We start from the raw sequence: 23,106 nt of genomic DNA on the forward strand, positions 1-23,106 counted from the left end.
CATGGTTAAGAATTTCTTAAATACCAATTTCAAATCATTACCATTAATCATAAAATAAGAGAGACACTAGCGCTGCAGCAAAACGCACAAGCCAGTGTTTCCCCATTCGAATACAAAATAAGTGCCTGATTTTCGGCTACGGTCATCGTTAGCAAGGGGTATACTAAACTCATCCTTAAATATGTAGGTGTGATCATGATCCATAATGAGGAACGTAAAGCCGAATATTATCAAGCTCTGCTCGAGAAAAAATCTGACTACGAAGGTGTCTTCTATGTCGGCGTCACCTCCACCGGCGTATTTTGCCGTCCGACTTGTCCCGCCAGGAAACCAAAGTACGATAACTGTGAGTTCTACGAGACCGCGCAGCAGGCACTGCTGGCTTCCTTCCGCCCCTGTCAGCGCTGCCGCCCCTTGTCGCATCCCAATCATGTCTCTGATATCGTCCGGCTGCTTGTCGAGGCCGTTGAGCAGAACCCGGAGAAGCGCTGGAAGGGACAAGACTTCAAAGAGCTATCCATTGATGAATCCACTGCCCGCCGTCAATTTAAAAAGCGCTTTGGTATGACCTTCGTTGAGTACGCCAGGTCCCGTCGAATGGGACTCGCTTTGAAGAGCATCCGGTCGGGAGGGAAGATTATCGATACACAATTAGCCTCCGGCTATGATTCCAGCAGCGGATTCCGGGATGCCTTCTCCCGCATTATGGGCGCAGCGCCTACTCGGTTAGAGGATAGCCTTATTCTTAGAGCATCGTGGCTGGACACGCCGCTCGGCCCCATGATGGCAGTAGCGGACGACAGTGGGCTGTATCTCCTGGAGTTCGTAGACCGCCGGGGTCTGGAACGCGAGGTTGAACGGTTAAGGACAAGATTAAAGGCGGCGATTATACCCGGACAGACACCCCCCATTCAGTCGATGGAGAGAGAGCTGAGTCAATTTTTTGAGGGAACGTTAACCGAATTTAAGACGCCTCTCCATCTGGTGGGATCGCCTTTTCAGAAGAGCGTGTGGGAACAGCTAAAGAAAATTCCACCGGGCGAAACCCGTTCTTACGCAGATATCGCACTGGCGCTTGGCAAGCCCGCCGCCTATCGTGCGGTAGCACAAGCGAATGGAGCCAATCAAATAGCCATCGTCATTCCCTGTCATCGCGTAATTAACACCAGCGGCAAACTCGGCGGGTATGGCGGCGGAGTCGCACGCAAAGAATGGCTGCTAAATCATGAGAAAATCGGAGGTCAATACAATGAAAAGTCAACTTGAACAGGCACGGAAGCTTCACGAATTGCACAGAAGCGGCAGCCCGCTAGTCCTCGTCAATGCCTGGGATGCCGGAAGCGCACAAATTATTCAAGGAGCGGGGGGCCAGGTTATTGCTACCGGCAGTTGGTCTGTAGCTGCAGCGCATGGATACGATGATGGGGAGAAGCTTCCTTTCGAGCTCGTTCTATCCAATCTTCAGCGGATTAGCAATAGTGTAGATCTGCCCATTACCATTGATATAGAAGGCGGTTATGGACCTTCTCCGGAGATTATCAAGAACAATGTGCTGAGAATCATCGGGTGCGGAGCCGTAGGCGTCAATCTTGAAGATCAGAAGATCCATGAACCGGGACTACACTCCATAGAGGAGCAAGTCTTGCGTATCGCAGCTGTGCGGGAAGCCGCTGAGGAGGCATCGATTCCTCTTTTTATTAATGCTCGTACCGATATCTTCTTACAGACCGCCGCCCGCGAGCATGATGAGACTCACCTGGAAGCTGCCCTTCAAAGGGCACACGCCTATGCCGAAGCCGGCGCTCACGGAATCTTCGTGCCGGGCTTGTGTAATGAAATGCTGATCGAGAAATTATGCCAGGAGTCTTCACTACCTGTTAACGTTATGATCTCCCCGGATTCACCCCCTCTCCAGAAACTGGCATCGTTAGGCGTTGCCCGCATCAGCTACGGTCCGCGTCCCTATTTGATTTTGATGGATGCCTTAAAACAAGCTACTGTGAGAGCCCTGGATTTACAGGAATAGTCATCATCCTAACCTAGGAGATCCCCAAAAAAACGGCTGGTCAGGTTTCCCTGATCCAGCCGTTTTTTGATTATTTTAATATTACATTATCGATTAGCACTGCCGTATCGTAGACACTGTCACCTTGATCCCAAACGTGGAACCGAAGGACGATGGAGCCCATGCCCGCAAATTGGCTTACATCAAATTGTACATGCTTCCAATTCGTCATGTATGCTGTATGATCCCCGCCGTAGAAATCAATGGCTACTTGGTTCTCATCAATCCAATAGGCTGTGGATTCATTAATGGACTCAGTGCCGACAATAACGGACTCACTGCCATAGACACTAGAGGTTACTGTATTCCCGCCATTCAAGTGAGAGGTAATGAGGGAAGCCGTGTTGATGTATACACTGGAAGTTACCGTTGCTCTGAAGGTGTCATTGTATTTGCTTCCAACGTACTCCTTTGGTTCCTCAGAAATGAAATTGTAATCGAACGATAGGGTTGTTGCTCCTGCCGGAACAATGAAACTTTGCTCGATATAACTATCCGAATTGTAGTCATATCCTCCTTGATCATTGTTTTCAAACCCAAGGCCTGTGCTGATAATAGCCATGTAGTTCCCCTCTGTCGGCTTAAGCGGCCCCAGCTTGGAGATTACCCGGACATCGCCGTTTCCATTCCAGCCGGTCCAGCTTCCGTTCTCAAAGGTTCCGTTGATGACCCCTTCGGTCTTAGCGCCAATGCTGCTGCCTTTCATGGCGAATGCTGCCAGTCCATCGTTTGCTCCATGGGCATCCACTGCTGCCTCAAAGGCTTTTGCGGTGGTCATGTTCTCATCGATTAAAGCGGTGAATACAGATTGAGCAATAGCTTGATCATAAGCAAGCTTTACATAATCGGTATATCCATAATAAGTTGCAGCACCATTATTGATAAAGGCATCTGCCATTGAATCGTTGTAAGCACTGCGGCAGCTGCCATTATATACAATGGTATCAGGAAGCATATCGTTGTACCGTGTAATAAAAGAAGGCGTAATAGCATAATAACCGGATATAATAGCCAGTCTTCCCTTTTTCAAGTCCAGCTCATATGTCTTTTTGTTCTCTGTCGTTGCCTTTTCCCCTGTCAGGAACATGACCTGCGGTCCTGCATATTTGAAATCAATGCCGTATTTATTATGGAGCTTTTGGAGCACTATTTCATCATAGTAAGTATCTCCATGAGTATCCAAGACCACAACGCCATATTGATTCAGCCCTTTAAAGAAGTTAACACCCGCTGCCGTGTCCTTTACTCTTTCCACCAGGAAAGGGTAACTGGACTGGTCAAAGCTATGATATACCGCGTCATACACGGTCGAGGACGGAAGTGTGCCGAAAAACGGAGAAACTACTGCAACCCGCTGGCTTCCAATGGTACTCACGGTTTGTTCCACGTTTTGCGTCAGCGCCTCAGCCGCCAATACCGTACTCGATGCAGCCTTTTCTAAGGTGCTGCTTAGCCCTTTGGTATTCTCGGGCGCTGCAGATATTCCCCCTAGAATCCCATTGTCCAGCAAATACCAGATGCTTCCTCCGTCACCCGAAAGCCCGGCATGTTCTACTTCGTCTTGCGTTTGAAGCCAAGCCACCGTTTCTTCTTTTGCTTTTTGCAAATCACCATATGAAGCAGCTAGTTGATCAACCTTACTCTGTGTATTATTTTCAATGATTTCTGTTTGTGCAAGCTGTTCATCCGTAAGATGCTTCATTACAGATAATTTGAAGACCGCGCTGCTTGGCACATCTCCTGCAAACGCCTGCAGATTTATGTAACCCTCTGTGCTTTCAGTCAATACAGCTTTGCCACTGTAGAGCCCGTCTGCCGCAAGACTGTCTCCATGGACTTCCAAACCGTCATCGTACAGCGAGATGATTTGTGAAATCACTTTGCCGCTGTCATCTACTTGATAAACACTAGCACTTACCGTTTCTGCTGCATTAATCGATGAGCGGAATATAACTTCGGTTTGCTCTTCCACATAAATAGCATCTGTATTCTCTCCCTTCACCACAACCTGAAGAGCTGGTGCTGATACCGGTGCCGGGGTTGCCGGTATAGGAGGTGTAGGTGTCGGCGTTGGTGTCGGTTTCACCGGTGCTGGTGTTGCCGGTTCAGGCGTTCCCGGTGCTGGTGTTGCTGACGCTGGCGTTCCCGGTCCTGGAGCCCCCGGCGCCGGTGCTGACACAGAGGTTCCACGGTCAGTTGGTACCGGGGTGACCACAGGGGTGACAGTAGGGGTAACCTCAGGATTCTTACCCTTATTCGTCTCTTCAGCAAGAAGCTGTTTGGATTTGTCGACATATACTGACTTATTGGTTGTGAATTCATAAGCCAGACGAGCCAGAGCCTGGCGCTCCGCACGCTCTTTCGGTTTGAATTTCAGCGTGCCGTCACTGCCTTGGACACCATTGATGAATCCATTTTTGAAGGCAAGGGATACTTGTGCTTTTGCCCATTCGGATACTTCTGCGATATCTGACAGCTTGTTATCCACCGGAAGCTTCTTCGCCGTTTCATCCAATTCGAAAGCCCGGATGAAAAATACGACCAGCTCTTCACGGGTAACATTAGAATTCGGACTGAAGGTGGTCGCCGATGTCCCCTCCGTAATGCCCGCCTTTACCAATGCCCCTACATAACCGCGATACCAGCTGTTCGCGGCAACATCTTTAAACGGTGCGGCTTGATTGCCGTTTACTTCTAGACCCAAAGATAGGACTATGATCTTCGCCAGTTCGGCGCGCGACATCGCCTTTGTTGGTTTAAAAGAGTTATCTTCATACCCGGAGATGATTCCTGCTTCAGTTAATGATTGAATTTCCTTTTGCGCATAAGAGCCTGCAATGTCTTTGAACGGAGCGGCCTGCCCAAACACCATATGTGGCGTAAGGGTGCTTAGTAACAGGGCAAACACAATCACCAGACTGAGTTTACGGCGTGTTGCTTGGAATAACATTGTTTCTTCCCCCTTCTCTCTCTAAAAAATCAGAAGCGTCGTCGCTCTACCGAGTCCCAATGATGGTATTTTAAACCATAATTCGACAACTTCTTGATTTTACAATAGGTCCAGGGCAATTGACAATATTTTTCCGCCTCCTACAGTCAAATAGAACCTGGTCCGTATACCTCAAACTCAAAGATTCTGGCCGCAGGGTTCGTGGTTTGTGTAGGCGCCGTTACGTTCAGCTTAATATACCGGGCCGATACTACTGTTATATTGTTTACCGTAATACCAAGCGTATTATTGGTTACGTTGACCACCGTGCTCCAGTTCGTACCATCGGTGCTGACCTGAATATTGTAGGCCTTCGTATTATAAGAGGCGGTCTCTCCCCCTTCCGATGCATGCTTGATGACAAATTGATTGACTTGCTTCACGGAGCCGAGATCGATCTGCAGCCAGCGGCTGCCGGACTTGGAGCACCATTTGCTGTCATTGATGACGCTGCCTTCCACTGCTTTGTCCGCAGTCTGCGAGGCGTTGCATGTACTGTCAACCGTCGCTGGTTTATTTAATGCTAAATTTGGAGGTCCGTATACCTCAAACTCATAGATTCTTGCCGCAGGGTTAGTGGTTTGCGTAGGCGTTGTAACGTTCAACTTGATATATCTTGCTGATACTGAAGCGATATTATCTACCGTTACGCTTTTCATATTATTGGTCACTTTGACTACTGTACTCCAGTTCGTACCATCGGTGCTGACCTGAATATTGTAAGCTTTCGTGTTATAGGAAGGGGTCTCCCCGCCTTCTGCTGCATGCTTGATGACGAATTGGTTCACTTGCTTCACGGAGCCAAGATCGATCTGCAGCCAGCGGTTGCCGGACTTGGAGCACCATTTGCTATCATTGATGACGCTGCCTTCCACGGCTTTGGCCGCAGTCTGCGAGGCGTTGCACGTACTGTCAACCGTCGCGGGTCTGTTCAATGCCAAATTCGGAGTCAATGTAGTAGCGCCGCACAGCATATTTGCTCCCGTAGCCGCCCATTTTGCATACAGCGTTAGATTTCTGGTGATTAGATCTGACCCATTATAGGCTTGCGTCAGCGCACTGTCGTAGTACCAGCCTGCGAAGCTGAAGCACTCCTTCACCGGAGTATACTGAAACACCAATTTACCTCCGGACGCCGATACAAGTTGCGGGGCAATCGTGGAGCCTCCGTTCGTCTCATAAGTCACGACTAGTTGCGTGGGAGTCCCCCCTTGATCGCCTCCGGCAATTACAGGAGTCCCTAACGTCATTAACGAAACGATGATAGCTACCACCATCAAGTACCCTCTTATTTTCGCCGTAATCCTTTTCTTTCCCTCACTAATTCCTGAGCCTTCCATCATTTGAGCCCCTTTCTCCTACCTTAATGATTACGGATTTTCGCACCATTCATAAGGGTATTCACAGTAACGCGGAAGAATGCTTGTTTATCGCCGAGCTAGAACAGTATTTTTAGACAAATTTTAGACAAATAGCGGATTGTAGACTTTAGCAAACACCACTCATTGATGATATGATTAGTATGAAACATCATACTGGTGCAGATTTATCATCTAAGGAGAGATTAGAATGCAGCAAAAAAAAGAAAATAGTCACGGATTCGGGCATGGCAAAGTGCTGGGAACAACCTCAATGGGCGAGCGGGGACAAGTTGTTATTCCTAGAGAAGCAAGGGAAGAGCTTGATATCAAGCCAGGTGAGAAATTCATCGTTTTCGGAAATAAGCGTAAGGGCGCTGTCATTCTGGTCAAAGCCGAAATGTTCAACAAATTTGCCGATTTCTTCATGAGCGCTTCGAAAAAGTTCGAAAGTATGGCCCAAGCGATCTTTGATAAAAGCACTACTACTTCAGAAGATGAAGATGATGCTCAGGAGCCTGTGACCGCTGAAAAAGGACCTGAGGTAGATGAAAAAGAATGAGCGAATTCTTTAAATTAATGAAGGATCTCCGGTTCAGAAGAACCATGCGGATGATTTTTAAGTTCGCCTGGGATTTCTGGTGGCTGGGCAAGCAAAAGTATTTTATTCCGGGACGGCGCTTAGAGGCGAAAACAAAAGCCTTATATCGAAAGCAGGCAGCGTATTTTACGAAGACCGCCATGGACATGGGTGGCTTAATTATCAAGCTTGGGCAGCATGTTAGTGCGCAGGTGGATATTTTGCCGAAAGAAGTTATTGATGAATTGTCCAAGCTGCAGGATTCCGTAGAATTCGTAGATTATTCTGAGATTAAGCACAAGGTAGAGAGCGAACTCGGAGTATCCATTAGCGAAATTTTTGCTGAGTTTAGTACAACTCCTATCGCAGCAGCTTCCTTAGGACAGGTGCATCGGGCGACCTTACGAACAGGTGAAGAAGTCGCAGTGAAAGTGATGCGTCCCGGGGTCGAGGACATTATCGCCATTGATTGGAGATCCATACAGGTTGCTATTTCGTTATTGAAACGCCAGACGAAGATTGCAGACTTCATGGACCTGGATGCGGTGTATGCTGAGTTTCACGATACTGTTATGGACGAGCTCGATTATGAGCAAGAGGGACGAAATGCAGAAGAATTCCAGCTGCAGTTCATCCATCGGGATGATATCGTGGTTCCAGGCATTCATTGGTCCTATACCACTTCGAAAGTTCTAACCATGGAGTTTCTGGAGGGTGTAAAAATCAACGATTTTGCCCAGCTGGATGCCTGGGGTGTGGACCGGACCCAATTAGCGACATCGCTGATAGAAATTTTCGTAGAGCAGATTCTATTAGAAGGTTTCTTTCACGCAGACCCGCACCCGGGCAATGTTCTCGTCCAGCCTGACGGCACCATAGCCTTAATCGATTATGGAATGGTCGGGCGAATTGCCGAGGATATGAAGACGCAAATGGTAGCACTGCTAATGGCGGTGTATTTAAAAGATGCTCACGGCGCAATCGATGCCCTTACCCGTTTGAGATTTTTAAGACGGAATGTAGATTTAGAGGTATTCGCAAGGAACCTTACGTTATTATTTGAACAAATCAACGGGGATACGTTTGACCTTAGCTTCGTGACGTCAGGTGACAATGCTGAAGAGTTACGTGATTTCCTCTATTCTCAGCCTTTTCAGTTACCGGCAAACACAACATTTTTGGGAAAAGCCATAGGCACGGTGTATGGACTTTGTACCGGACTGGACCCCGGACTTGATTTGATTGGGACCGTTAAGCCTTATGTCGAAGAGGTTGTGCGTAGGGATCTCCGGGGAAATGTCTTCTCTAACGTTGTAGATGAAGGCAAGAGCATTCTCAAAGGAATCCTTCCTACGACCAAGAAGTTCATATCTGCAGTAGATAAAATGGATAGCGGAAATTTACGGGTAAAGCTATCGAGCTCCTTCGAGCAAAAATTGATCGACACGCAAAATAAAAATACACAGCGGATTATTGCAACAATCATCGGGGCGGTATCCCTTCTGACTGCGGCAAACCTGTGGAATGAAGTGAATCATATGGTTTCTTATGGGTTGGGCACTTTGGGGCTACTCATTATGCTTAGCCAACTCAAAACAAGAGGACGCCGCCGTGCCGAAAGACACGCCAGGCAGATGAACGCCATGCGTGAGCGTAGCAGATTGGAAACGCCGAAGTCTAAGCACTAGCAAAACGCACAAGCCAATGGCTTGTGCGTTTTGCTTTGCTTCATAATAATTCTTTTAATACATTTTTCGCCTCCCGTATCTTCTCGTCATTGGCCTCACGGAGCATACCTACGATATCCTGAATATCGCTCTCTGCTGAGGTAACCATAAACTTCTCATTCTGATACGCGAACAACTGTACCAAATTAAATTCAAGCGCCTCCTGCGATAGCCTTATCCATCACGGTATTCACCATTCACCCCTTAATTAGCGCCTGAATCTCGCTGACCTGCTCCACCGTTGCCCAATCGCGCAACGATTCGAAGAGCGCCAGACTTCTTGTAGCATGACTGTCGTTCCCCGACCGATAGGCCAGTTTCACAGCCTGCACTATCTGCTCCATTGCGTCCATCATTCTTCCGGCCCGCTTATGGTAAAGCGCCAAATGATGACTGAAGCTATAACAGTGTTCTAGATTTTCATCATCCTCATATGTACTGAATTCAGCCGTTTGCTCCGCGAACATCTTCAGCAACTCGTCCACATCCAACCCATACCGCAGCGTTGCCTGCAGAATCACATCCAGTCCGGGAAGTACTTCTTCTGGATTCTCCCGCAGAAAGGCAGTATAAGAATTCAGAACTTCTACCTGCCCAGATATAAGTTCAAGTGCATATCCGTTTGCTTGCGCCAGAAACCGGAATTCCTCTACAACTTCCAAGCCGTCCTCACCAAGATCCTCCAACCAGCCCATCTCGGCATACTTATCAATATACACCCGTGCCTCCTCATAATTCTCCATCTTTAGATAAGCCATCCCTCGGGTCAGATAACTGAATCCGTAATAATAGACCAAGGGATGTCCCAGCCCGATTCTCAACAGTGGCGAAGACTTAGCCTTCCGATACTGCTGCTCCTGATATAGATACTGCACACATTCGTATAATATCTCCGATGTCTCAACGACCTTGTCCCACTTCTCCAAGCGGCAAGCCATCTCTATCATCTCCACAATAACATCAAGGTTGAGTGATTTTAGAAAGGATGGGCGCACGGGTAGAGCCTCCTTTGGACTATAAGAATAATTTTCATTTTATGAAGGTACATTATCTGTGCGGTATGTTTTTGGGCTGTGTAACGTGAATCATGGAGAGACTACTGAGGAGTACAGAATGCCGTAAATATGTATATATTTTACTTTTTGTTGAATACTTTATCTGTCAAGGCTATTATATCAGATTGATAATGGACTTAAAAGGGGTTATTTTCCTTGAGTGAACCGTCCAACATCATTAAACGGGTTATCGGAAAAACCGTTAAAGCTATACGTATCAAACAAGGTCTTAGCCAAGAGGATCTGGCGCATGAATGCAATGTCGACCGATCCTATATTTCCATGATTGAGGTTGGCAGAAACGAGCCTTCCGTCACGAAAATATTTGATCTCTGCCAGGGACTGAAAATTAAGCCATCCGACTTTTTTAAGCTGATTGAGATAGAATATGATAAAGCGCATGAAAACGGGTGAACGTAAATAAGAGCGGGACATAAAGCTGTTAGCTTATGCTCCGCTCTTATCTTTATTTATTACTGAGTTGTTGCGCCAAACCGACCAGAATTCCTTCGGTTCCACGAATGTAACAGAGCTTATAAGAGTCCTCGTACTGAACTACCTCGCCAACGAGCTGAGCACCATACCTAGTGAGTCTGGATACCATTTCGTCAATGTCTTCAACGGTGAACATGACACGTAGATAACCGAGAGCATTTACAGGAGCAGTCCGGTGATCTGATATAGCAGGCGGATTGATGAATCGCGAAAGTTCAATTCGGCTGTGGCCATCCGGGGTAACCATCATAGCAATCTCTACGTATTGAGAACCCAGTCCGGTTACGCGGCCAGCCCATTCACCTTCGACGGTGGCTCGCCCTTCGAGCTTCAGGCCAATCTCCTCAAAAAAAGAGATTGCCTCGTCCAAAGACTCTACAACAATGCCGACATTATCCATTCTTAGTAATTTGTTTTCTGCCATAGTCTCATCTCCTTATCATTATTCATGATGACATAGATACGGGCGATTTATTATTTTATCGTATCACTCTTCACATGCACCAATATTTTACAATGATAAGCTTAACAATGTATACCTTATGACATTTTAGGAGGTAGTATAATGAGCAAGTACAACGAAGCCATGAAGCTGCTGGAAGAACAAGTGGGTAACAAGGACGGCCTGATCACTCTGTCTACCATCGCGCTGGAACCCGGGGCCAATGGTATAAGCCGTCCCGCCGCCCGCATAGTGGACGCCTATTATGAGGACGGCGCGTTCTACACCGTCACTTATGCGACCTCAGGCAAAATGCGGCAGATCGCCCAGAACCCCGAAGTCGCCGTTTGTATCATCGTCGAAAACTTTACGGCCGATGGTATCGGTGAGAACCTGGGCTGGGTATGTGACGAGAATAACGCCGAGATGATGACTAAGCTGCGCACTATATTCGCCGATTGGTATAACGAAGCCAATAACGACGAAGACCCAAACACATGCCTGCTGCGCATTCGCCTGACAAAGGGCCTGTGGAATGATGCCCATAAAGGGATCAGAAATGAGATTGATTTTATCAATAAGACGGCAAATTAAGTGATCTATGTGATAGAACAGTCAGCAAAAAAGGTTCATCGCAGCAGTCCGCCGCGATGAACCTTTTCATAAGAACCAACTAAATGATAACATCTACATTAGAACTTTATAAAACCCGTAAGGCCTGGGAATTGACTTCCCGGAAATCCCGGAAAACCTGGAAATCCCGGATTTTCACCCTCTCCACCTTCTCCGCTTCCTTCGTCAGGCAAGATAAGCTCATAAGTCACATTTTGTGCCGGTACTAAGTTCATAGCATACTCATCAATTTCCGGTGCCCCGTCTAACGCCTTCCATCCAATTCCAGTCACTCCTAATCCCCAGACAGATTTACTTGGAATCGTGAATTGTACGCCGAAACGATAGGTTTCCTCGTTGATTAGCTTTTCTTCTTGTGTAAATGGATCAATGTAGATAAATTTCACTTTATACACATTTCTATCATAATATAGCTGGAGCGTCGTACTGCCATCTTCATCAACCACTCCACTGCTTATGGTTGCATAATCGGTACCCGTTCCTTCTAGAGTATAGAATCCAGAGTAGGTTTTATGGGTTGCAGTTACCGTGTCCCCTACTATTCCTTCTAGCTCTTCTGTATCCACTAATTCAAATGGAGCATCAATACCCGTACCTCTTTGATAATGCTCCACCGTATACTTTTGACGTTCTGCAGCCTCCGTCCACTGTGCAGTGTAGGTCAGATTTTCCGCTGGCATTTCACGATTCTCTGACGGAATTGCTGGTGACCAGCCTGCAAAAGTATAACCTTCACGCGTTGGGTCAGATGGTATTTGATAAGGCATTCCTGCACTTAAATAGCTTTTTCCAGAAACACCATCAGCAAAAGTTCCTTCATTCGAATCAAACGTTAGCTCATATTTACGCTGTAGATATTGCCTCACTACAAGCTCATTTTTAGGACGTTCCGGATCTACTACAATTGTATAATCTGTTGGAAGACCCCAATCATCTGCTAACTCGTACTCATTGGGACTGTTATAATAGCCTGCCGCTTGGGTACGTGCATTGAACACTTTGTAGGCAGTTGCCAGATAAATTTCACTGCCCACTTTCGAGAATTCTCCTTCGTAGCTGTCTCTTGAATAATATTCTACAAGTACCCTCATATCCTTCTTCAAATCGAAATAGGCCGTGTAGGTTTTCGGTGTAGCCGGAACAAGATTATCCATTGATTCCCAGCCAAGGAAAGTAAGACCTTTAATATTCGTCACATAGCTCGGAACATCCAGACTGGCCCCATACTTCATATATTCAATATATTGCGTTGCGGCAATGGGTACATCATCTGTTGCCTTCGAATAGTCAAGCTGGAAGGTTAGCTCGATCATTTCGCGTTTATATGAGTACTTGATTACAGTTGATCCGTCTGCCTTAATAACCACTTGAGTCTTTTGAGGCGTAATGAATCCTGGGATGTCTTTCGGACCTACTGAAGGTACAGCATTCGTTGTTCCTCTTAATTTTTCTGTATCAACTAATGTGTAGCCATCATCATATAAATTTTCAGTATAGGTTTCTACCAGATACGGCGTATCCGTAGCAGGTTGAAATGCAGCATAGAAATTAAGATCTTTGGCATCCATTACAGTTGGAAGCGGAACCTTCCATCCTATCGTTCCCAGGCTCTCATTATACCAGCCTATGAATGTATACCCTAGCTTGGTAGGATCCGGGATCTGAGGAATCGCCGACAAATATTTACCACTAATTTGCCGCATAATTCTCATATCAGAAAGCGGTAATTTTTCATCAAGTTCCTTTAATGTCATCGTATAGCTGTCTTTAAGATTATCATATGAGACTGTATAGGTACGAGTCAGAGGATCAGAACCTAATGATGCGCTTGGCCCGTCATAAGTGATATATAATTCTGTATCATATCCAGTTTCATCATCACGATCAGGTGTGATAGTACGGTTGCGAGGATCATACCTGAAGTTGTCCCTATTCGAGAAACTGATTCTAAAGTAAGAAACATCTTGTGGAGAAGAAGTCAGTTCACCATCGTGTAAATCCATCTTATCCATCATAAAGTATTCAAGTGGTAATTGATAAGATATCTTTCCAAACTCACCATGCATCTCTATCGGCTCAACATCATCCTGTTCGTAAGAGAAATCCAGGATCGCGTTACGTGTACCCATTTCAAATAGAGGCTTCTCATAGGTCGTCGAGTAAGGTACGACCGAGAAGGTTCCCTTAAACGCCTGCGCAATAATTTTTATTTCTAAATATAGCCCGATCTCTGCATGATAAGCCCCTTTCATACTAGAAATCGCAGGTTTCCCTTCAGTCCTCTCATAATGATAATAGAAGAAGCCCCATAATTTTATATACCCTCCTAGCTCTGCTTGCACCCCTATACTATTAAGCTCCGTGGATAAGGCACCAACCTCTACCGTAAGACGAATCCCGGCTCTTAACCCTAATTCACCCATCGCATAGAAGGTAAAGTTATACTTTTCAGGTACAAGCGTAGTTTGAGAGTTACTAACCTCAGCTGCAATGATGCGCATATTAAAACCATAGCGTTGACCATTTTCATACGTATATATAATTCCAACCGAGATATTAACCTTTGCACTAACTACGAACTCTGCCTTAAATACAATCTCAAAAATACCATTAACGACTCGCACTTGGGTCCTAAATATTTCTTGTGTAACGATATCAACCCAATCAATATCTTCATTGTCCAGGAAATCTGCATATAGATCCGGTAAGCTGTCCGAGATCTCATCAATTTCCGTATCTGTGTACTTTTCAGACTCTTCCATAACCTTCTTAATTTGTCTTGCGACGTTAATAACATCATCACTCTTCCAATCAATATCTTCCTCTTTCTCGAATAGTCCGAGATTGGCATCGAATCTTACGGCCGTATACGTATATACATCAAGATTGGCATATACTGAATAATCGACGGGTATTGAGAAAAACCAGAATTCTTCCCAGTAAATATTCCCACCGGCGCTAAGGTTAACTGAAAATTCTTGCTCAAATGTCCCTGTTAATTTAATTTTAATTTCGTGATTTGCACTAACCTCGATGGTTACCTCTGCTTCAATTTGTAAAGCGGCGCGGATACCTGTTTTTCCTTCGAAGTGGTTTAGGTTCGGTGAAATATCTACCTTTACTTGTTCAACAGATACTTCCACCTTTGCGCCGGCTATCTTCATCAAGCTAGTCCCTGCAGCTGCATTTTCACTGAGATACTGAATATCGCTATCACTGAACTGGTTATCTACATTAAGCTCCTTAAAGCTGTCTGTTTGCAGTGCCATCGATGCAAGATAGCCTGAAGCGCGCTGTGCAAATCCGCTATCCATTGCTTCACTAGTCATCTCTGCTTCCAGTTGGGCAATGCTATCATCACTAAGCAGCTTTTCATTCTCTACTTTTTGATCTTTTTTATAATAATCGAATGAGCTACGCATTGCTTCTTCGCTAATAGCCTCATAAGTAATCGTATACGTATTATTAGCAAGATTAACTGCTCTGATCTGTGCATAGTTGAGAAGCTGAGAGGCCTCACTCAATTCCCCTGTATAGAATGCGATGAAATCTCCTGGCTCGACGGTAAGATCTTCTTTGAAATTAAAGCCCGCATACTTTGCATCCGAGAAATCCATCGTTGATTCAGATACCGTGATTGAATTATTGTTCGGATCACCATCCGTATCCTCAGCAGCATTTACGGGTAAAACATCTGGTACAAAAATAATATCCGCTACATCTGGCGCGCCGTAATGATACTCATTGCCATTTTTGATTGAAAAAATTTGGACGTAAGAAATGTTTCCTTCATCCTCTAACGGCGCGCTTCCATGATGCTCACTTGGATTAGCACCGTCATAAATGGCAACGGTATCTCCTACTTCGATCCCACCGCCATCATGAATGAAGTAGCCATCCTGATAGTCGTTTACGGTTGTTTCCGTAGTTCCCTTATTGATATCATACGTATATAACGGGTTCGCAATAAACTTAGCCTGCTGACCGTCTTGACTCATCAAAGACACTTCAGATGCACTTATAAATTTCAGGTCCGGATTGAATTTAAGATTGTTGACTTCAGCCTTAGCTGTCGTAAAATCAACTTCCCTTGTGGATGAATCATATTCCGTATCGCCTTCTTTGAATACCAAAGCATCTTCAGTCAATACGAGCTTGAATGTACCTCCCTCAGGAAATTGCTTATTCTTGTTATTGGCAGTAATAATGTATTCATTATCCACCTTAGTTATGGAAATACCTGAATACTTCACAAAATCAAGATGCGTAGATGCGCTAAACTTAATCGCATTCTTAATCATAGATTCTGTTAATTCTCCAGAGCTATCAACGACTTTAATTGAAAATGTGCTTGGCTGATCCAGCTTACTAATCACAGGTATACTTTGAACTTCGAGTGCCTGATCCGATAATCTTTCGAATTTGGCATATAGTGTCATGTCACTGGTTACGATTGCATCTAAAGAAACCTCCGTAGTAAACTCACTATCCGTATACCAGCCTAGGAACGTGTAATTTTCTTTTTGCGTAGTTGGTAATTCGCCTAGTGATTGACCTGCAACAACGTACCTATTCGCTATAGCGGTTCCGCCATTTGTATTAAATGTAATGGTGAAGGTTCCGCTAGTTGATGTTGGAGATGGAGTTGGTGTAGATACCGGTGTAGATGTTGATGTAGATGCAGATGTTGATGTTAATGTCGGTGTTGATGTCGGTGTTGGTGTCGATGTGGATGTTGGGATCGCTGTTGATGCCGGTGAAGTGTTTTTCTTAATCACCTCATTACTGCGCATGACAAACGAAGCCGCTTCAGCACGAGTTGCATTGAAGGCTGGATTGAAATTACCGCTTGGGTCGCCATTGATTAGACCAGCTCTCCATAATGCTAATACAGCATCCTTTGCCCAGCTTGAAACATTACCAATATCGTTTGGCTCTGTATTAATAGTATTTCCTGTTTGATAGCCGATGTTAAATTCCTCGAAATATCTAACCATAATAGTAGCCATTTGCTCTTTAGTCACCGTACTGTTTGGTGCAAACTTACGATTGCCTACCCCTGTTACAATACCGTTCTTATTTGCCCATTCTACGTACGGTGCATAATAAGAACCCGCGGACACATCCGTGAATGAAGAGGCTGAGGTGTATTGGGAAGAATCAATTCCTGCTACACGTCCAAGAACAGTAACGAACATTGCACGTGTCATTGTGCCTTGTGGTGAGAAAGTGTGCTCCCCTGTACCTTGGAATAGGCCATTCTGATACACATAATTTGCTGCTTCGAAGAACCAATTGCCTTGCTTCACATCATTGAAAGAACTTGCTGTATTCCCATTCGTCAAATTCGGTGCGTCGGCAACCGGATTGATATTTTGCGCGATATTACTCCAGCCACTTGATAGCTCATTGGATGGAGGTAATTCCAACGATTCTGTTCTAGACTCACTAGGATTGCTCGTTTGCGCCGATGTCAAACCTGGCGATACTAGGGAGACCAACAATAACACTGCAAACATTAAACTAATAATCCGTTTGTACAAAGACTATTCCCCCTAATAAATGAATTACATGAAAAAAAACGACTGACACCCTATTACAGTGTCCAGCCTCTTGTGCATCCAATTGTTATCTTCATTTATGTTAGCATAGCAACTTAACCCTCATCTGAAACTTAAAGAAAACTTTAACTTTATCTTAAATAATGGAAGGTAGAAATACAGCGAAAATGATGTTCATCTAAAAAAAATAGCGGCGAAAGAGAGTTTATCTCTTCGCCGCTTACCGGGATACTCTGGATACAGGTCCATATTGAGAGGTGACTAATTATTATTTGAGCGTTTCATTTCGGTAGCCCTTCTCCCTAATTAGAGCGTCTCAACCAATTTCTGAATCTTGGAGCGGGAAATTAAATATAAAGGACCCATTGTTTCGATTTTGCCGTCCTTTACACGTATAGCGCTCTCCTGTTCTGCCGCATAGACATCGATCTCTTCAGACAAGGGGAACAGGTAGCCTTGAACAAACATGGCGTAGCCACGCTTAGAATGAGATTCATAGGCAAAATGATCAAAGCCAATCCCCTCATAAATCGTACTCGTTTCAACTTCATGACCAGTGTCATTCAAGCTTAACCACTTTGCAGACATGTTTAGCGCACCGGCGCTGGCACCCAGTATAACGGCATCGCTGTTCTTAATAACATCCGATAATTCATAATCCGCCAAAAAATCGCTCTGCAAAATAGGATACCCGCCGCATAAAAAAATGACAGAAGCGTTCTGAATGAACCTCTGGGCATCCTCCTTCTGCATACGGTAATCAATGAAATGATATTCATCAAAAGTAATGTTAGCCTGATTCAGCCATGTCCATTCAGAGAGTTCATCAAAGTTAATTGGCTCATCTGTGTAACCAGACGGGTCAGCGCTAATCATAACAAGCGATTGTCTGTCTTGTATATCCTCCTGCAAACAATGGACCAGCTTCTCTGGAAAAAAATGATTAAACCAACTGAAATAGTAGTGAGTACTCAAACTTAATTACCTCCATATGTATTAATTAGCCTCTGTAAAGTGGTTCAATTTAGCTTCAGCCGTCAGCATGGCGCCGTTAAGAATAAGATTATTCCCGTCATTGTGGGCCCTCGTTCTAAAATATAGGCTGCGCACAAAATTTTTCCCGTTTACTCTGGCGACTCTCTGTGCGCGCGTATCCGGCCATTCCGTACACAGCGACAAGCTATGAATCCAGTCGGCAATCTCCTGCTGCGGAAGCAGTGCTTCGCTAATCATCGTATCCACAATGCTGGCCATGCGCTCGTCTTCCTCCTCGTCAAATATCCGGACACCGTTATGCAGCATCCCTGTAATCGCCTCCAGCACCTCGCGCTGCACTGCATTATCGCTTTCCGGACAGCGGATCAGCTCCTCGAGGGCATCTGCCCCGTGAGCCGCGGCATGAGCCCAGCCTTCGACTGCCAGATAACCGCGCAGGTCCTTCTCCTCCTGGTAGTAGCGAAGCAGCGAATGATGTAGATGCTGGAACTCATTTGGAGTCAAGAATGAATTATTCCTGTGCCGCTGTACAATAAGAACGATAGGCAGAACCGCAAACGCCCTGGTGAGTACACTATGGTCATCCTCGCTTCCAATCCGATAGAACAAATGCCGGTCATCCATCAGGACAGCCAAAAGATGCTGCATTTCCGCACTTGAGAACTTATTATCGCGCTTCAGCCATATGTGAAAAGTGGAATAGATATGCTCACGGAGCTCCGATTCCGGATCGCCAATATGCCGCAGCATCAGACAGGTAAAGTCTTGTAATCTTTCTCCCTCACGCAGGATATAGCGTTCCTCCTCCAATCTTTGCAGCTTCCGTATCAGTTCTGTTCGTGTGTCCTCGTGCATTTCGTCGGTTCACTCCTAGCCTAGTTATAGCGGGCGTTATGTATTCTATCCGCCGATATCCCCACTATAGAACACAATGACTGACACCAGGGCGTCAGTCATTGTAGGATAGAAGCATATTCTGCATATATTGCTGCAGCTCCGCCCGTAATTCACGAGGCTCCAGCAGCTCGCACTCCTTGCCGAAGCTTAGAATGAATTTCAGCAGACCCTCCTCATAAGGAAAAGTATCTGAAACCAGGTAAAAGCCATCTTCACCCCGGCTAATCTTCTCTTTCTCAAAATACTCGGTAAGCTGCGCGCCAATTCGCGAAGTGAATCTGAGCACAACCTGTATGTCCCGCTGCGAATAGCTTTGCTTAATAACCTCGGCGATTCGGTCATCGGGCAGCTCTCTTTTTACAAAAGGCGGCCCCTGTCTCAGTTGCTTAATCCGCACGAGCTTGAATCTGCGGTAGTCCTCTCTGACCCGGCAAAAGCCTATCACATACCAATGGCCGTGGCGAAAGTCAATCCAGCTTGGCTCTACCGTTCGCTCCAGATATTCCATATCCCTGTTGATATAGTCGAACACCAGCAGCCTGTTATCCGTGATGGCCTTGCTTATGATCCCAATGTATTCTTTAATTTCCTGCTCCATGCTGAAATGGGACATATCCAGAGTCAGTTTGTGCTTATCGGACTCCCGCTTATAGGTATGCTCAACCTTTAGCATGATGTCATTAAAAGCTTCGTTCCTGCCAAACAAGCCGTGTAAATTCTTCATTACAGCTACAAACGTATGAGCTTCATCCCGGTTTAAAAAGAGGCCGCTTATATTATAGCTGTCCATAATATAGTATCCTCCGCCCTTGCCGCTGGAGGAGGCAATTGGTATGCCGGCTTCGCTTATTTTTTCGATATCCCGGTAGATGGTCCGCAAGGATACCTCGAAATGCTCGGCAAGCTCCTTGCCCGTTACCGTACCTTTACCGGAGATGATCAGCAGCATGGAGAGCAATCGGTCAACTCGCATGATTGTGTGTGACGCCTAAGTAACGTCTCCTCCTCTGGGTGAAGTAAGTGAATCATATATTCTCTTGCTTTAATGCATCAATAATATTCTCCTTTTTTACTTTAGCTCCGGAATAAACAACCGCAGAGCTGACAATGACAAATACACACACAATGACAGACAGAATGCTCATCCAGGGCAGGGTGAACCCATAGCTGAATTTGTTCGCAAATGCTTTATAGATCAGAAACATCACGGCGAAACTGACAGGAAGCCCATACAAGAGCGACTTGACCCCATAAAAAACACTCTCATAGTTCAGCATTTTTGCAAACCCCTTTGGCGTCGCGCCTACGGATTTCAGCATCGCAAATTCCCGTTTGCGAAGAGCCAGCCCTGTTGAGATTGTATTAAAGATGTTCGCAACGGAAATCGCAGAGATTAATACGATAAAACCGTAAGAAAAGACGTTCATCAGCAGAATCTGTTGTTCTTCTCTTATTCTGGATTGATATACATTGTAGACATTCAGATTGGTCTCATTCATCGCTTCAATTTCCTGCTGCGTTTTCACCGGTTCCGTGCTTTTCAAATGGAGGTACATCGAAGCGTTAGCCAGCTCCTCGCCGTCTGCTAGCCGATTCATGACGCGTTCCGACACGATCATATTTAACCCGCCTACGCCTACCGGGCTCATCCCCATCGGTGCCTTATCCGTCAATGCGGCAACTATCACTTTATTTGCCTTCGTTTCTTCCCCGCTCTCATTAAAAAAACTCGTTAGCTCGATATGTTGACCGATATTCGCATATATGGACTTCGTCTGAATATATTTACCCGTATCTATATCTTTGTAATGAATCGTATCCATCACGATTGCGGCGGGATGATCCAGATCCGTAAGCTGTTCGTAATCTGCGTGAGCCGCTCTGGCATAGGCTTGCAGGCTCGAATCATTCAGTGCATAGAGCTTAATTTCGTAAGGGTATTTCCCGTCCTGCAGCATACTTTTATCCTGCTTAACCTTCTCTTGCAACTCGTCGGCGATGCTTGCTGCATCGACCCAAGCGTTCCTGACTAACTCATGACTGACGCTATATTCCGTGACGCCATTCAGAGATACAAGTGATTGCATCAACCGGTCATCTAGTCTTTCGCCATTACTGGACGACACTTCAATATCGTAATTGATGCCTTCCAGCGACAATGCCAGAGATTGTGTCAGGCCAGTCGTGAAAAACGATATCGTCAAAAACAAAACGATGCTGATGACAAGCGAAAAAAGAATAACATGATATCTTCGTTTGTTCCTTTTTAAGTTTTTCAGCCCGATTTCTGCTTCGATTCCGAAGAGCTTACGAATGATCTTCGACGTCTTCACTGCTTTGGCCGTAAGCTTTACGTCAGTGGTTTGGCGAATCGCGTCCATGGGAGATACCCTGGATGCTTTAACCGCCGGGAGATACGCCGAAACGAAAATCGTCAGCATCGAAACAAGACAAGTAATCAAGAGCAATAACGGCGTGACGATAAGCCTCAGCTTTTCACTAGTCCATAATGCCCCTTCAATCATTGTGTTCATGAACGAAAAGGTGATTCCGATTCCGGCAAGACCGCATAAGATGCCAATGGGAATGCTGATCAAACCAATGACGATACCTTCAAAAAATACGGAATTTCGCTTCTGCCTTTTCGTCGCCCCCACGCTCGCGAGCATCCCTAAATGGCGGGAACGTTCCGAGACGGATATCGCAAAAGCGTTATAGATGAGTCCAACCGAGCCAATTATAATGGCCCCCATAATGATTGCCGATAATGAGAACATCATGCTGGATGAGGCTCCGCTGCTGGACAAGCCATAATAACGAAGCAAATCGTTATTAAATTGGACAGTGTCAATTTGGTTTTTCTCAGCCAGCTTCTCCGCATGTGCGAACAAGAACGGATTGACCTGCTGCAAGACCACCGACGCATCGACCCGATCGTCCCCTCCGATGATATGATCATCGACATAGCTAATGATCGTATAAGCCGGGGCCCAAGCCGTTTCCGACACCGGACGTTTAATGAAGCCTACCACCGTATAATCCTTAATTATGCTATGCTGTAATGTCTCGGTCAATGTGCCGTCTTCCCTGCGCAGCGGTTCCGTCTGATCCAGGGGATGATCGCCCCCTTGTTCGAATCGGTCGCCGACGCGAAGCGTTAGACGGTCGCCGATTTCGTACTTCATTTTGCCATTTGTTGCAACAGACTCGGAGATCACAACCTCCTTGTCCGTGTGCGGAAGACGCCCCTTGCTTATTTCAATCTGAAATTGTGTGAACCCTTGCACATCATATTCCTTAATGAACAAGTACGGCTTATTGGAATTTTGTCCCCCTTCTAACGGGGCATACCCAAGGTCTCTTGTGATTGCAACCGTTTTGGTTGCATCATCGCCCTTTATCGCCGCAAGCTGTTCCTTGGTTATATCTTGATACTGAACATGCCACTCCCCTGTATCTGTGATCGTTTGTCTGATCATTAAATCCGCAAAGGAAAAAATAAGCGTAATGACAGCGGTCATCATAGATACCGAAATAATTACGCCAAGAATAGTCACAAGTGTTCGTCTCTTGTTCTGCTTCAGATGCCGGATGGTTAATGTATTGACAATATTCATCGCCTTATCACCTCGTCTTTGGCAATCCTCCCATCTTCAATTGAAATGATTCTGTCGGCTTGCAGGGCGATCCGTTCGTCATGCGTGATTACGATCAGTGTCTGATGATAGGTCTTATTCAGCATTTTCAATAAATCGACGATCTCGCTGCTATTCCTGCTGTCCAGATTCCCGGTGGGTTCGTCGGCCAGCATGATTGCAGGATTGCCGATGATCGCCCTGCCAATCGAGACACGCTGCTGCTGTCCGCCGGATAGCTGATTCGGCAGATGGTTTAATCGATGCTGCAAATTCAACGTGTTCACAAGATCAGCCAATTGCTTTTGATCTACCTTTTGTTGATCCAGCAAGAGCGGCAGCGTAATATTCTCTTCCACCGTCAGGACGGGAATCAGATTGAAAAACTGGTAGATCAGCCCGATTTGCCTGCGTCTGAAGATGGCCAGCTGCGTTTCGTCCAAGGTATACATATCCGTATCCTGAACATACACTTTCCCGCCAGTCGGTCGATCCACACCGCCCAGCATATGAAGGAGTGTCGATTTCCCCGATCCGGATGGTCCGATAATTGCGACAAATTCACCTTTTTGGACCGAAAAGGAAACATCATCAAGCGCCTTCACCGCCGATTCGCCTGTGCCGTATATTTTGGACAAATTTTCAATTGTTAAAATCTCCATTGTCATCCCTC

The 23,106-nt window shown here is 45.7% G+C and carries 17 protein-coding genes; 6 read left to right on the plus strand and 11 right to left on the minus strand.

All coding sequences use genetic code 11. The annotated features are described in order from the left end of the window. Window positions 1–195 precede the first annotated feature (195 nt). Together GC101_RS13785 and GC101_RS13790 are read left to right on the plus strand one after the other, a co-directional pair. Window positions 196–1,266, plus strand: a complete 1,071-nt coding sequence (locus tag GC101_RS13785; protein WP_171717726.1) for a bifunctional transcriptional activator/DNA repair enzyme AdaA — start codon at window positions 196–198, stop codon at window positions 1,264–1,266. Then, the gene (locus tag GC101_RS13790) at window positions 1,250–2,026 is read left to right on the plus strand and encodes an isocitrate lyase/PEP mutase family protein (protein WP_171717727.1); all 777 of its coding nucleotides are present in this window, start codon (window positions 1,250–1,252) and stop codon (window positions 2,024–2,026) included. The genes GC101_RS13785 and GC101_RS13790 overlap by 17 nt, the downstream gene beginning before the upstream one ends. 70 nt (window positions 2,027–2,096) lie before the next feature. Here the strand turns inward: GC101_RS13790 and GC101_RS13795 are convergent, their stop codons facing one another. Then, window positions 2,097–5,015, minus strand: coding sequence for an S-layer homology domain-containing protein (locus GC101_RS13795; protein ID WP_171717728.1), 2,919 nt, complete (start codon window positions 5,013–5,015; stop codon window positions 2,097–2,099). Between the two features lie 146 nt (window positions 5,016–5,161). Continuing rightward, the gene (locus GC101_RS13800; protein ID WP_171717729.1) at window positions 5,162–6,331 is read right to left on the minus strand and encodes a discoidin domain-containing protein; all 1,170 of its coding nucleotides are present in this window, start codon (window positions 6,329–6,331) and stop codon (window positions 5,162–5,164) included. A gap of 292 nt (window positions 6,332–6,623) precedes the next feature. On the opposite strand from GC101_RS13800, the gene GC101_RS13805 reads away from it, so the two are divergent. Next, the gene (locus GC101_RS13805) at window positions 6,624–6,974 is read left to right on the plus strand and encodes an AbrB/MazE/SpoVT family DNA-binding domain-containing protein (protein WP_171717730.1); all 351 of its coding nucleotides are present in this window, start codon (window positions 6,624–6,626) and stop codon (window positions 6,972–6,974) included. Then, a complete protein-coding gene (locus tag GC101_RS13810; protein ID WP_171717731.1) occupies window positions 6,971–8,680 on the plus strand; it encodes an ABC1 kinase family protein in 1,710 nt (569 codons plus the stop codon). The genes GC101_RS13805 and GC101_RS13810 overlap by 4 nt, the downstream gene beginning before the upstream one ends. A 40-nt stretch (window positions 8,681–8,720) precedes the next feature. Here GC101_RS13810 and GC101_RS13815 read toward each other — a convergent pair whose 3' ends face one another. Next, complete coding sequence (locus GC101_RS13815) at window positions 8,721–8,864, minus strand: hypothetical protein (protein WP_171717732.1); 144 nt, start codon at window positions 8,862–8,864, stop codon at window positions 8,721–8,723. 52 nt (window positions 8,865–8,916) lie between these two features. Beyond that, the gene (locus tag GC101_RS13820) at window positions 8,917–9,714 is read right to left on the minus strand and encodes a DNA-binding protein (protein ID WP_171717733.1); all 798 of its coding nucleotides are present in this window, start codon (window positions 9,712–9,714) and stop codon (window positions 8,917–8,919) included. Between the two features lie 216 nt (window positions 9,715–9,930). Between GC101_RS13820 and GC101_RS13825 the strand changes: the two genes are divergently transcribed. Further along, entirely contained in the window at window positions 9,931–10,188 is a 258-nt protein-coding gene (locus GC101_RS13825) for a helix-turn-helix domain-containing protein (protein ID WP_171717734.1), read from the plus strand. 52 nt (window positions 10,189–10,240) lie between these two features. Here the strand turns inward: GC101_RS13825 and GC101_RS13830 are convergent, their stop codons facing one another. Beyond that, entirely contained in the window at window positions 10,241–10,693 is a 453-nt protein-coding gene (locus tag GC101_RS13830) for a VOC family protein (protein WP_171717735.1), read from the minus strand. 141 nt (window positions 10,694–10,834) lie between these two features. Here GC101_RS13830 and GC101_RS13835 point away from each other — a divergent pair, with 141 nt between their 5' ends. After that, a complete protein-coding gene (locus tag GC101_RS13835) occupies window positions 10,835–11,305 on the plus strand; it encodes a pyridoxamine 5'-phosphate oxidase family protein (RefSeq protein ID WP_171717736.1) in 471 nt (156 codons plus the stop codon). 98 nt (window positions 11,306–11,403) lie between these two features. On the opposite strand, the gene GC101_RS13840 is transcribed toward GC101_RS13835, so the two are convergent. The 6 genes from GC101_RS13840 to GC101_RS13865 all read right to left on the minus strand — a co-directional run bounded on the left by GC101_RS13840 (window position 11,404) and on the right by GC101_RS13865 (window position 23,095). Further along, on the minus strand, window positions 11,404–16,887 hold the full coding sequence (locus GC101_RS13840; protein WP_171717737.1) for an S-layer homology domain-containing protein: 5,484 nt from the start codon (window positions 16,885–16,887) through the stop codon (window positions 11,404–11,406). A gap of 324 nt (window positions 16,888–17,211) precedes the next feature. Then, the gene (locus tag GC101_RS13845; protein WP_171717738.1) at window positions 17,212–17,880 is read right to left on the minus strand and encodes a type 1 glutamine amidotransferase family protein; all 669 of its coding nucleotides are present in this window, start codon (window positions 17,878–17,880) and stop codon (window positions 17,212–17,214) included. Window positions 17,881–17,901: 21 nt separating this feature from the next. Continuing rightward, window positions 17,902–18,756: a DUF2785 domain-containing protein gene (locus GC101_RS13850; protein ID WP_171717739.1), complete on the minus strand. Its 855-nt coding sequence runs from the start codon at window positions 18,754–18,756 to the stop codon at window positions 17,902–17,904. A 94-nt stretch (window positions 18,757–18,850) separates the two neighbouring features. Then, on the minus strand, window positions 18,851–19,771 hold the full coding sequence (locus GC101_RS13855) for a helix-turn-helix transcriptional regulator (protein ID WP_171717740.1): 921 nt from the start codon (window positions 19,769–19,771) through the stop codon (window positions 18,851–18,853). 52 nt (window positions 19,772–19,823) lie between these two features. After that, a complete protein-coding gene (locus tag GC101_RS13860) occupies window positions 19,824–22,415 on the minus strand; it encodes an FtsX-like permease family protein (protein ID WP_171717741.1) in 2,592 nt (863 codons plus the stop codon). After that, entirely contained in the window at window positions 22,412–23,095 is a 684-nt protein-coding gene (locus GC101_RS13865; RefSeq protein WP_074100000.1) for an ABC transporter ATP-binding protein, read from the minus strand. The genes GC101_RS13860 and GC101_RS13865 overlap by 4 nt, the downstream gene beginning before the upstream one ends. Between the last annotated feature and the right edge of the window lie 11 nt (window positions 23,096–23,106).

Origin of the sequence: Paenibacillus phytohabitans (assembly GCF_013141775.1) — a bacterium.
GTDB classification, from domain to species: domain Bacteria; phylum Bacillota; class Bacilli; order Paenibacillales; family Paenibacillaceae; genus Paenibacillus_AQ; species Paenibacillus_AQ phytohabitans.

Coding starts and splice junctions, on each gene's coding strand:
- GC101_RS13800 (WP_171717729.1), bottom strand. CDS start 6,331: ATGGTGGTAGCTATCATCGTTTCGTTAATGACGTTAGGGACTCCTGTA.
- GC101_RS13785 (WP_171717726.1), top strand. CDS start 196: ATGATCCATAATGAGGAACGTAAAGCCGAATATTATCAAGCTCTGCTC.
- GC101_RS13835 (WP_171717736.1), top strand. CDS start 10,835: ATGAGCAAGTACAACGAAGCCATGAAGCTGCTGGAAGAACAAGTGGGT.
- GC101_RS13805 (WP_171717730.1), top strand. CDS start 6,624: ATGCAGCAAAAAAAAGAAAATAGTCACGGATTCGGGCATGGCAAAGTG.
- GC101_RS13855 (WP_171717740.1), bottom strand. CDS start 19,771: ATGCGAGTTGACCGATTGCTCTCCATGCTGCTGATCATCTCCGGTAAA.
- GC101_RS13810 (WP_171717731.1), top strand. CDS start 6,971: ATGAGCGAATTCTTTAAATTAATGAAGGATCTCCGGTTCAGAAGAACC.
- GC101_RS13865 (WP_074100000.1), bottom strand. CDS start 23,095: ATGGAGATTTTAACAATTGAAAATTTGTCCAAAATATACGGCACAGGC.
- GC101_RS13850 (WP_171717739.1), bottom strand. CDS start 18,756: ATGCACGAGGACACACGAACAGAACTGATACGGAAGCTGCAAAGATTG.
- GC101_RS13860 (WP_171717741.1), bottom strand. CDS start 22,415: ATGAATATTGTCAATACATTAACCATCCGGCATCTGAAGCAGAACAAG.
- GC101_RS13790 (WP_171717727.1), top strand. CDS start 1,250: ATGAAAAGTCAACTTGAACAGGCACGGAAGCTTCACGAATTGCACAGA.
- GC101_RS13830 (WP_171717735.1), bottom strand. CDS start 10,693: ATGGCAGAAAACAAATTACTAAGAATGGATAATGTCGGCATTGTTGTA.
- GC101_RS13795 (WP_171717728.1), bottom strand. CDS start 5,015: ATGTTATTCCAAGCAACACGCCGTAAACTCAGTCTGGTGATTGTGTTT.